Annotated in this window: 8 protein-coding genes; 3 read left to right on the top strand and 5 right to left on the bottom strand. The window is 75.4% G+C overall.

Annotated features, from left to right (window positions below; translation table 11 throughout):
- Nucleotides 1–8: 8 nt before the first annotated feature.
- Nucleotides 9–1,424, bottom strand: coding sequence for a sugar transferase (locus ACIGO8_RS27170; protein WP_399735903.1), 1,416 nt, complete (start codon nt 1,422–1,424; stop codon nt 9–11).
- Between the two features lie 407 nt (nt 1,425–1,831).
- Here ACIGO8_RS27170 and ACIGO8_RS27165 point away from each other — a divergent pair, with 407 nt between their 5' ends.
- The 3 genes from ACIGO8_RS27165 to ACIGO8_RS27155 all read left to right on the top strand — a co-directional run bounded on the left by ACIGO8_RS27165 (nt 1,832) and on the right by ACIGO8_RS27155 (nt 5,361).
- Nucleotides 1,832–2,719 carry a glycosyltransferase family 2 protein gene (locus ACIGO8_RS27165; RefSeq protein WP_399735900.1) on the top strand — a complete coding sequence of 296 codons (888 nt, stop codon included), beginning with the start codon at nt 1,832–1,834 and terminating at the stop codon, nt 2,717–2,719.
- A 116-nt stretch (nt 2,720–2,835) separates the two neighbouring features.
- Complete coding sequence (locus tag ACIGO8_RS27160; protein WP_399735897.1) at nt 2,836–4,158, top strand: glycoside hydrolase family 6 protein; 1,323 nt, start codon at nt 2,836–2,838, stop codon at nt 4,156–4,158.
- A 159-nt stretch (nt 4,159–4,317) separates the two neighbouring features.
- Nucleotides 4,318–5,361: a M4 family metallopeptidase gene (locus ACIGO8_RS27155; protein ID WP_399735894.1), complete on the top strand. Its 1,044-nt coding sequence runs from the start codon at nt 4,318–4,320 to the stop codon at nt 5,359–5,361.
- 68 nt (nt 5,362–5,429) lie between these two features.
- Here ACIGO8_RS27155 and ACIGO8_RS27150 read toward each other — a convergent pair whose 3' ends face one another.
- The 4 genes from ACIGO8_RS27150 to ACIGO8_RS27135 all read right to left on the bottom strand — a co-directional run bounded on the left by ACIGO8_RS27150 (nt 5,430) and on the right by ACIGO8_RS27135 (nt 10,577).
- Complete coding sequence (locus tag ACIGO8_RS27150; RefSeq protein ID WP_399736412.1) at nt 5,430–6,620, bottom strand: exo-alpha-sialidase; 1,191 nt, start codon at nt 6,618–6,620, stop codon at nt 5,430–5,432.
- A gap of 185 nt (nt 6,621–6,805) precedes the next feature.
- A complete protein-coding gene (gene abc-f / locus ACIGO8_RS27145) occupies nt 6,806–8,461 on the bottom strand; it encodes a ribosomal protection-like ABC-F family protein (protein WP_399735892.1) in 1,656 nt (551 codons plus the stop codon).
- Nucleotides 8,462–8,718: 257 nt separating this feature from the next.
- The gene (locus ACIGO8_RS27140; protein WP_399735890.1) at nt 8,719–9,705 is read right to left on the bottom strand and encodes a glutathione S-transferase family protein; all 987 of its coding nucleotides are present in this window, start codon (nt 9,703–9,705) and stop codon (nt 8,719–8,721) included.
- An 80-nt stretch (nt 9,706–9,785) separates the two neighbouring features.
- On the bottom strand, nt 9,786–10,577 hold the full coding sequence (locus ACIGO8_RS27135) for an SGNH/GDSL hydrolase family protein (RefSeq protein WP_399735888.1): 792 nt from the start codon (nt 10,575–10,577) through the stop codon (nt 9,786–9,788).
- Between the last annotated feature and the right edge of the window lie 2 nt (nt 10,578–10,579).

Genomic DNA, 10,579 nt, shown 5'->3' with positions numbered 1-10,579 from the left:
CGGGCATCTCAGTACGCCCCCGTTCCGCGCAGGACGGCCGGACCGGTGCGGAGCAGGATCACCGCGTCCAGGCCGAGCGACCAGTTGTCCACGTACGCCAGGTCGAGCCGCACGGCTTCCTCCCACGGCAGGTCGGAGCGGCCGCTGACCTGCCACAGGCCGGTGAGCCCGGGCTTGACGAGCAGCCGGCGGCGGACCTCGTTGCTGTAGCCGGCGACCTCCTCGGGCAGCGGCGGCCGCGGCCCGATCAGCGACATCCGGCCGCTCAGCACGTTGAAGAGCTGCGGGAGTTCGTCCAGCGACAGACGGCGCAGGGTGGCGCCGACCCGGGTGACCCGCGGGTCGTCGCGGACCTTGAACAGCAGCCCGTCGCTGTTGTGGTTGGCGTGCGCGAGCTCCGCCCGGCGGGCCTCGGCGTCCTGCAGCATCGTCCGGAACTTCAGCATCGTGAACTGCTTGCCGTGCAGTCCCACCCGGACCTGCCGGAAGAGCGCCGGGCCCCGGCTGCCGAGCCGTACCGTCAGCGCCACCGCGCACATCAGCGGGGACAGCAGCACCAGCAGCACCGCGGCGATCAGCCGCTCGGCCAGCTCCTTCGGGATTCGCGCGACCCGCGAGAGCCGGGGCGCCCGCACGTGGATCAGCGGGACGCCGCCGACCGGCCGGACCTCCAGGCGCTCCGGCGCCACGTCACCGAACGCCGGCGCGAGCAGGAAGTCCGCGCCGGCCGCGGCCGTGCTCCAGGAGAGCCGGCGCAGCAGCGGCGCGTCGATCTCCGGCGCGGGCAGCACCACCAGCGCCGACGAGCCGCCGAAACCGCGCAGCACGTCCGGCACCTCGTCGACGCCGCCGAGCACCGGCACGCCGAAGGCGTCCACGGCCTGCGCGTTCACAGGATCGGTCAGGCACACACCGGCGATGTCCATGCCCTGGAACACGGCCGCCGCCGGGGCACCGGGCCGCGCGTCCCGCAGCAGCACACCGAGCAGCTCGGCCACCGCCGCCGAGGGCCCCACCAGGACCGCGGTCGTCCGGCCGATGCCCAGCGCCCAGCGGCGGCGCAGCCGGCGCCGCAGGACGAACCGCGCGGTCAGGGACAGCGCGGCGGCCGGCGGCACGCCCAGGACCATGCCGTGGACCAGCTCGGTGTCCTCCGCGAGGCCCCAGCCGAGGACCGCGGCCAGGGCCGGCAGGACCAGCGCCGCGCGCAGCACCCGCCGGTAGACCTCCGTCCCGGAGCCGAGCGCGCCGCGCGCATGGGCGCGATGGGCGTACAGCACGGCCACCCAGGCCGGCGGCAGTCCGAGGACCACCGGCCAGTGACCGCCCGCCCGCTGCACGAGCAGCGCGGCGGCACCGGCCGCGGCGGCGTCCGCGGCCAGCAGGACGAGTTGATGTCTCCTTCGCCACCACGGGCGAGGCACGTCGACGTGTGTGGATTCGACACGGTGCCGCTCATGCGTGACCGGCAGGACGGTCATCCATTCCCCCCAAGGGCGCTTCGCGCGCACCCCGCACAACCCCCGCTGCCCGTCCCCCGGTTCGCCCATGAGCGCACGACTCACGGGCAGGGGAAGGGCGGCGACGGTCGACGAGGGTACGCGGCTCTTCCGCCTGACTGAACGCGCGGACCGAGGTCGCAAGTCTCCCCAGCCACGACCGGGTCCGCACAGGACGCAGAAACCGCCCGGGACACGAGGTGTTCGCGACCGAGCGGGTTCGGCGACGCTCAATCTAGACCAACTGGGGCAGGCCAGCCAGGAGTTGTGTGAAACTCCTACCGATAGTTGAAGGAACTGTAAGAGTCGGACGGGTTGGTCATACTGGCCGCATGCCCGACGGTCCCAGCATCGTGATTCCCGCGCACAACGAGGAACGCACCCTCGGCCGCCTCCTGGACGGTCTCCTGGAAGCCTCCCCGGACAGCGGCGCCGAGCGAGAGTTCGACATCCTCGTGGTGTGCAACGGCTGTACGGACGACACCGCCGCCGTCGCCGCCGCCCGCGGCCCGCGCGTGCGGGTCGTGGAGACACCCGTGCCCTCCAAGCACGAGGCCCTGCGCCTCGGCGACCGCCACACCGACGGCTTCCCGCGGATCTACGTGGACGCCGACGTCGAGCTCGGCGCCGCCGACGTCCGCGCCCTGACCGCGGCCCTGTCCGGACCCGGCGGCGTGCTCGCCGCCGCGCCCGAGCGCGAGCTGCCGATGACCGGCTGCTCCTGGCCGGTCCGCGCCTACTACCGGGTCTGGCAGCGGCTGCCCGCCGTACGCGAGGGCCTGTTCGGACGCGGTGTGATCGCCCTGTCCGGCGAGGGCCACGCCCGGATCGCCGCCCTGCCGCCGCTGATGGCCGACGACCTGGCCGCCTCGCTCGCCTTCGCCCCGGCCGAACGCGCCGTCGTCCCGGCCGCCCGCGTCGTCGTCCGCCCGCCCCGCACCTGGGCCGACCTGATCCGCCGGCGCGTCCGCGCGGCCACCTCGACGGCCCAACTCGAGGACCACCAGCGCGAGGCCGCCGCCGAGTCGCCGGCCGCGCCGCCCTCCGCCCGCACCGGCCTCGGCGACCTCCGCGCCCTGCTGCGCGCCGACCCGACCCTGCTGCCCGCCCTGCTCGTCTTCCTCACCGCCGCCCTCGCGGCCCGCCGCGGCGCCCGGAAGGCCGTCGCGGCGGGCGACTACGCCACCTGGCTCCGGGACGAGAGCAGCCGCCGGGACTGAGCGCGGGCCGCAGCCGCCGGGACCCGAGCGCGGGTCGACGGGAGATCTCCCGTTCCCGCCCGTCGGTGATCACCGCCGCCTACGCTGCACATGATCACGCCACGGGAGGGCCTCGCATGACGCACCGGACGACACAGCGGACGACACGCCGGACGGCACACCGGACACGGGGCCGACGCGCCGCCGCGCTCGCGACGGCGCTCGCCGTGTGCGCCGGCTGGCTCGCCGGCACGCCGGCGGCGGTGGCCGACGAGCCGGCCGCAGGTCCGGCAGGCCGCGTCCTCACGCCCGAGACCCGGTTCTACGTGGACCCGGCCGGCGGCGCGGCCCGCCAGGCGGTCGCCGACGCCGAGGCCGGCGACACCGAGAACGCCGCGTACATGCGGCGGCTCGCCGCGCTGCCGCAGGCCGCCTGGTTCACCGGCGGCACTCCCGAGCAGGTCCGGGCCGAGGCCGGAGGGCTCGTGGACCGGGCGGCCGCCGCCGGGCAGGTGCCCGTGCTCGTCGCGTACAACGTGCCCGGCCGGGACTGCGGGCTCTACTCCAGCGGCGGGGCCGCCTCCTCCGCCGCGTACCGGGCCTGGGTCTCCGCCCTCGCCGACGGCGTCGGCGACCGCCCGGCGGTCGTCCTCGTCGAGCCCGACGGACTCGCCCTGCTGCCCAAGGACTGCGCCGGCTCGGCCGACCCGACCGGCGAGCTGAGCACCGCCCGGCTCGCCGATCTCGACTTCGCCGTCACGACGCTCAAGCGGCGGCCCGGCACCGCGGTCTACCTCGACGCGGGCAACAGCCAGTGGCGGGCGGTCGGCGACATCGCGCAGCGCCTGATCGACGCCGGCGCCGCCCGCGCCGACGGCTTCGCCCTCAACGTCTCCAACTTCCAGCCCACCGACCAGCTCACCCGCTACGGCACCTGGGTGTCCAAGTGCGTCTGGTTCGCCACCGAGGGGCCCGACTGGGCACGCGGCCACACCGACTGGTGCGCCAACCAGTACTACTCCGCCGCCGCCCCGAACGACGGCCGGCCCGGCAACGCGGTCTCCGCCGGCGACCCGTCCACCTGGCACTGGACCGACGCCTGGTACGACCAGGCCGTCGGCAGCCCCGCCGCCACCGCACTGCACCACTTCGTGATCGACACCAGCCGCAACGGCCGCGGCCCCTGGCAGCCCGCGCCCGGCACCTACGGCGATCCCGAGACCTGGTGCAACCCGCCCGGCCGCGGCATGGGCCCGCGCCCGACCGCCGACACCGGCGACCCGCTCGTCGACGCCTATCTGTACGTGAAGACGATCGGCGAGTCCGACGGCAGCTGCACCCGCGGCACCGGCGGCCCCGTCGACCCGGAGTACGGCGTCGTCGACCCGCCCGCCGGCGGCTGGTGGCCGGCCCTGGCCCACACCCTCGCCCGGAACGCCGAACCGGCCCTGCTGCCCTGAGCCACCGGCCCCGCCCGGCCCGCTCGGCGGGCCCGGCCCGACCGGTCCGCTCGGACCGGTTCGCTCCCGGCTCTCGACGCGGGGCCCGGCGCTGCGCGATGATCACGCCCGCACCACGCCACCCCCCACCCCCTCGCATCCCTCACCGGGAGGACGTTGATGGCTCGCCGCACATCCCGCGGCCTGACAGCCGCGGCCACCGCCACCGCGGCGCTGATCGCCGCGGCCGGCGCGGCCTCGGCCTCCGGGCAGGCCCCCGTGGCCGCCGGACCGCAGGCCCGCATCTTCATGGTCAACCCCGTGCAGTCCTCGGGCGACCAGTCGCTCGTGGACGCCAAGGACGCCGCCGCCGCGGTGCCCGCCTCCGCCTACGCCACCGTCACGCTCCGCAACCTCGACGGCGCCGGCGGCCTGTCCGGCCGCTGGGCCTACGTCAGGTCCGACACCGGCGCCTCGGCGAAGACCGCCTCGGCCGGCGCCTACGACCGGCACGACGACCAGTTCGAGCAGGTCATGGCGTACTTCTGGGTGAACGAGGCCCAGGAGTACCTGCAGAGCCTCGGCTTCGGCAGCGAACTGCCCGGCGCCAACAACCGGCCGCAGCCCGTCCGGATCGACCAGTGGGGCGCGGACAACTCCTTCTTCACCGACAAGAAGGACGAGATCCGCTTCGGCAAGGGCGGCGTCGACGACGCCGAGGACGCCGAGGTGATCGTGCACGAGTACGGGCACGCCGTGCACGAGGCGCAGGTGCCCGGCTTCGGCACCTCGCCCGAGGCCGGCGCCATAGGCGAGGCCTTCGGCGACTACCTGGCCGTCGAGGTCGGCGGCAACGCCGCTCACCGCTACGGCTGGCCGGTCAGGACCGACGCCGCCTGCGTCGCCGACTGGGACTCCGTCCCGTACAGCGCCGCCCCGCACTGCCTGCGGCGGGTCGACGGCGACAAGGTCTACGCGGACCGGGTCGGCGAGGTCCACGCGGACGGCGAGATCTGGTCCCGCGCCCTGTGGGACATCCGCGGCGCCCTCGGCGCCCGGACCGCCGACCGGATCATCGTGAACGCCCAGTTCGGCTTCGCGCCCGGCACCTCCTTCTCGGACGCGGCGAAGACCACGATCGCGACCGCCCAGCGGATGTACGGCCAGGGCGCGGCGGACGCCGTCCGCGCCGCCTTCCAGGCCCGCCAGATCCCCGGGATCTGACGCCTCCGGCCGCCCCACGGCCCCACGCCCCGCGGCACGCCCGCGGGGCCGTGGCGCTCCGCGCGTCCTCACCGCCCTGCCCGGGGCATGAGCGAGGCGAGGGGCACGCGGCGGAAGGCGATCGTCTCGTACGGGCCGCGCGCACCCGTCTCGTACAGCACGCCGATCGTCTCCTCGTCCACCCGGACCAGGTCCGAATAGGCGGCGGGGCGGCCCGAGAGGGTGAGCGCGCGGGTCATCGTGCGGCCGCCGTCCGTGCTGGTCCACAGGGCGGGCGCGGTGCGGGCGGTGGGCACGGACGGCGCCGAGAACAGCAGCAGCCCGGGCCGCCCCGGCACGTACAGCGCGCTGCCCTGCACGATCGGCACCTCGGCCAGGGCCGGCTGCGGCGCGTAGGGACGGTCGAGGGTGGCGCCGCCGTCGTCGGAGCGGCTGTCGGCGCGGTGGCCCGGGCCGGTGCCGTGCTGGTCGCGGGTGCTGAACCAGATCCGGCCGTCGGGGAGTTCGGCCGCGGCGGTCTCGTTGGCGTTGACGACACCGTCGTACGCCTCGTCCGTGGAACCGATCCGCCAGCTTCGCCCGCCGTCGTCGCTGAGCAGCGCGTGCGCGCCGTAGTAGCGCGGCTCGCGGCCGGTGTCCAAGGAGCCGGGCGGGGGAGCGGCCGAGTGGTCGGCGGGGACGACCAGCCGGCCCGCGTACCGGCCGTGGGCGAGGGCGAGGGCATGCCCGGGCCCGGTCGCGTACCAGCGCCAGCCGTCCTTCGTCACCGAGGACGTGATGTCCCGGGGCGCGGAGAAGGACCGTCCGTCGTCCGTGCCGCGCTGGGCGAACACCCGCCGGCCGCGGGCGGCCGGGACCTCGCCCCGGAGTATCGCGCCCTCGGTCACGGCGCCGTCGTTGCCCGTGGTGAGCAGGACGACGTCACCGCTGCGCGGATCGACCACCGGCGCCGGATTGCCGCGGGTGTCCCCGTGTCCCGCCGCGACCACCAGCGGCGGGCCCCAGGTGCAGCCGCCGTCGGCGGAACGCCGCAGGACCACGTCCACCGCGCCGGAGTCGCCGGTGCCGTGCACCCGTCCCTCGGCGAAGGCGAGCAGCGTGCCGGCCGGGGTGCGGACGACGGCCGGGATGCGGTACGCGGCGTAGCCGCCGGTGCCCGAGGCGTACGGCACGGAGGACCGGCATCCGCCCTGCGCGAGGCCGGGCCGGTGCGGGCGCCCGGGGTCGCGTGGCGCGTCGCCCGCCACGGCGACGGCCATGCCCACCACCGCGCCCGCGACGGCCACCGCCGCCACCCGCGTCCCCCGCGTCCCCCGGCCGTGCCGTCCCTGTCGTCCCTGTCGCCCGCCGCCCATACGCCCACCGCACATCGGTGGAGCGGCGCCGCACCCAACACACCGTCAACGGGCGGGAGCCGGCGGGCGAAGAGACGGTGCGGCAGGGGTCACACGGCGCGTCCGCCGCGCAGCTCCAGGCGGGCGCCGCCGAAGGCCTCCTGGAAGCGGTGGTCGTGGGAGACGGCGACCACCGCGCCCGCGTAGACGGCGAGCGCCGCCTCCAGCTCCTCGACCAGCGACAGGGCCAGGTGGTTCGTCGGCTCGTCGAGGACGAGGAGGTCGACGGGCCGGGTGACCAGACGGGCCAGCTCCAGGCGCCGCCGCTGGCCCACGGACAGGGCCCGCACCGGGACCGTCAGGTCCTCCTCGCGGAACAGGCCGAGACCGAGCAGCTCCTCCGCGTGCTCCTCGGGCGGGCCGGGGCGGCCCTGGGCGTAGGCGGTGAGCAGCGGTTCCGGAGCGGCGACCGCCGGAAGCTCCTGACGGAGGTGGCCGATCCGGGCCGGAAGGTTCACGGTGCCCGCGTCCGGCACGAGTTCACCGGCCAGCACCCTGAGCAGCGTGGTCTTGCCGGCGCCGTTCGGGCCGCAGACCAGCAGCCGCCCGCCGGGCCCGACGCGCAGCCCGTCCACGGCCAGCCGGTCGCCGACGGCCACCGCGCTCAGCTCGGCGACGTCCGCGCCCGGCGCCGTCTCCCTTCCCGTTTCCCCGTGCTCGTCCGCTCCTGCGTCGGCGGCGAACCGGGCGTGGAAACGCAGCGGTTCCGGCGGCGGCGGTACGGGTCGGGCGCGGAGCTCGTCGAGCCGGACACGGGCCGCCCTGACCTGCCCGGACAGCTTGCTCTCGCTGGAGCGCCGGTGCTTGCCGAAGCCCTGGCCCGGATCGCGTCCGGTGGCGGCGAGCCGTTGCGCGGCACCGGTCACCAGCTCCTCGGTGCGGGCCAGTTCGTCCCGCCACTCCTGGTGTTCCTGCGCCTGCCGGCGGCGGGCGGCCGCCTTGGCCGTACGGTATCCGGACCAGCCGTCGCCGTAGCGGGCGACGGAGCGGGTGTCCCGGTCGACCTCCAGGATCGTGGTGGCCACCGCCTCCAGGAACGTCCGGTCGTGGGTGACCACGACGACGGTGCCGCGGTGGGCGCGCAGCCGCCCTTGGAGCCAGCGGACGGCGCCGCGGTCGAGGTGGTTGGTCGGCTCGTCGAGCAGCAGCAGCTCGGCCCCGGAGGCCAGGACGCAGGCCAGCGCGAGCCGCGACTGCTCACCGCCCGACAGCGTGCCGATCCGGCGGTCGTACGGGACGGAGGCCAGGCCGAGGCCGTGCAGCGCGGCGGCCATGTCGGCGTCGGCGCGGTAGCCGCCGCGTTCCTCGAAGCGGTCCAGCAACGCGCCGTACGCGGCGAGCTGTTCGGCGCCCGCGTCCGCGAGGCCCTCCTCGGCGGCGCGCAACTCCGCCGCCATGGAGCGCAGTTCGTGGAGCGCCGCGTCGATCACGTCCTGGACGGTGTCGTCGGGTCCGACGGGGTAGGTCTCGCCCAGCGTCTGGGCGAGCCGGGCGACGGAACCGGGGAAGCGGACGGTGACCTCGCCGGCGTCCGGGGCCTCGGCCCCGGCGATCAGGCGCAGCAGCGTCGACTTCCCGGAGCCGTTCTCGCCGACGACGGCGGCGCGCTCCGCGGGCCGGACGGTGAAGGAGACCTGGTCGAGGATCTGACGCTCGCCGTAGGACAGCGAGACATGGTGAAACGTGAGCTGGGCGCGTTCGCGCATGGTGAAGGTCCCTGAGGGTGGGTTCGGCTGATCAGGACGTGCCCGGACACCGCAGCCCGCCGCACGACGGCGCCGCGAAGGCGCGCCGGCGGTTCAGACCGTGTCCGTGGCCTGGATCAGCGGAAGAAGTAATACGTGTACGAACCCATGGGAGGGACGGTAACAGGGAGCCCGGAGACCCGCCCGTGATTTTTCGCGGGCCGTCCGGCACGGACCGGACCGCGGGCCGGTCCCGCGCCGGTTCCTGCTCCCCGCGGTCAGGCCGGCGGCGGGACCCGCTCCGACTCGGGCGGCGGCCCGGGCGGCGTGCCGTCGCCGAACGGACGCCCGCCGAGGGCCTCCCGCCCGTGCGGCGTGAGCCAGCCGCGGGTGTCCGGGCCCTTCGGGACGACGCCGGTCGGGTTGATGGTGTGGTGCACGACGTAGTAGTGCGCCTTGATCTGGTCGAAGTCGATGGTGTCGCCGAAGCCGGGCGTCTGGAACAGGTCCCGCGCGTAGGCCCAGAGCGCGGGCAGCTCGGTCAGCTTCTGCCGGTTGCACTTGAAGTGGCCGTGGTAGACCGCGTCGAAGCGGACCAGGGTGGTGAAGAGCCGGACGTCGGCCTCGGTGAGGGTGTCGCCGACCAGGTAACGGCGGTGCGTCAGCCGTTCCTCCAGCTGGTCGAGACGGTCCCACAGCCTCTCGTAGGCCGCGTCGTACGCCTTCTGCGTGGTGGCGAAGCCGCACTTGTAGACGCCGTTGTTGACGTCCCGGAAGACCTTCGCCGCCACGTCGTCGATCTCGTCGCGCAGCTTCTCGGGATAGAGGTCCGGTGCGCCGTCGCGCTGGTGGGCCGCCCACTCGTGGCCCAGGTCGATCGTCATCTGCGCGAAGTCGTTGGTGACCACCTCGCCGGTCGGGACGTCGACGATCGCGGGCACGGTGATGCCGCGATCGTAGTCGGGATCCCGTGCGAGGAACGCCTCCTGCAGCCGCTCGATGCCGAGGACCGGGTCCCTGCCGCCGGGATCCAGGTGGAAGGCCCAGCTGCGCTCGTCGTGCAGCGGTCCGGCGATGCCCATCGACAGCACGTCCTCCAGGCCCATCAGCCGCCGGACGATCACCGCCCGGTTCGCCCACGGGCAGGCGCGGGCGGCGATCAGCCGGTAGCGCCCGGGTTCGACGGGAAATCCGTCCCGTCCGTCGGCCGTGATCCGCGTCGTGATGTAGTTCTGGTCCCGCTCGAACTCGCCGTCCTCAGCCATGCCTCCGAGCGTAGGCGGTCTCTCGCCGATCCGGCCCGATCGGGAGGACCCGCCGGCCGGATCGGGAAGACCCGCCGGGCTCATCGGGAGGGCGCCACCGGCAGCAGGGCGGGCCGCTTGGCCGTACGGGCGTCCCCGGAGGAGCGGCCGCGCAGGCGGCGGCCCAGCCAGGGGCCGAGGAAGGCGGCCGCCCAGGCCAGCTCCACGCCCGCCGCGCGCAGCCCGGTCGCCGGGCGCGTACCGGGCGGCGGGAGCGGGCGGGTCCAGGAGTCGTCGCAGTCCGGCAGGCCGAGCGCGTGGGCGACGGCGGCGGCGATCCGGGCATGGCCGAGCGGAGCCGCGTGCAGGCGGTCGGGGCTCCACAGCCGCGGATCGTTCACGACCGGATGGTGGCCGGTCTCGACGACCAGCACGTCGTACGGGCGGGCCGCCTCCCGGACGCGCGCGTTGAGCGCGGCGATCCGGGGCGCGACCGGGCGGGCGACCGGGATCATCCTGGTCAGGTCGGGGAAGGTGAGGGTGACGACCCGGGCCCCGGCGGCGGTGAGCGCGGCGAACATCGCCGCGAGGTGCCCGGCGACCTCGTCCGCGTCGAAGCGGGGCCGCAGCAGGTCGTTCACGCCGGCGACGACCGTCGCGAGGTCCGGCTCCAGCGCGAGGGCCGGCGCGAGCTGCTCGGCCCGCACCTGGCCGGCGAGCCGTCCTCGTACGGCCAGGTTGGCGTAGCGCAGCTCAGGACTCGTACGGGCGGCCAGTTCGGCGAACCGGTCGGCCCAGCCGCGCAGTCCGCGGGTGTCGTCGCCGTCGCCGACGCCTTCGGTCTGGCTGTCGCCGAGGGCGACATACCGAAGATAGCCTCGTTCATTATTCACTT

The sequence above is a fragment of the Streptomyces sp. NPDC053493 genome (assembly GCF_044544825.1).
In the GTDB taxonomy this organism is placed as follows: domain Bacteria; phylum Actinomycetota; class Actinomycetes; order Streptomycetales; family Streptomycetaceae; genus Streptomyces.
This window is presented reverse-complemented; position numbering and strand designations above follow the sequence as displayed.

Coding starts and splice junctions, on each gene's coding strand:
- ACIGO8_RS27160 (WP_399735897.1), top strand. CDS start 2,836: ATGACGCACCGGACGACACAGCGGACGACACGCCGGACGGCACACCGG.
- ACIGO8_RS27140 (WP_399735890.1), bottom strand. CDS start 9,705: ATGGCTGAGGACGGCGAGTTCGAGCGGGACCAGAACTACATCACGACG.
- ACIGO8_RS27150 (WP_399736412.1), bottom strand. CDS start 6,620: ATGGCCGTCGCCGTGGCGGGCGACGCGCCACGCGACCCCGGGCGCCCG.
- ACIGO8_RS27165 (WP_399735900.1), top strand. CDS start 1,832: ATGCCCGACGGTCCCAGCATCGTGATTCCCGCGCACAACGAGGAACGC.
- ACIGO8_RS27155 (WP_399735894.1), top strand. CDS start 4,318: ATGGCTCGCCGCACATCCCGCGGCCTGACAGCCGCGGCCACCGCCACC.
- abc-f (WP_399735892.1), bottom strand. CDS start 8,461: ATGCGCGAACGCGCCCAGCTCACGTTTCACCATGTCTCGCTGTCCTAC.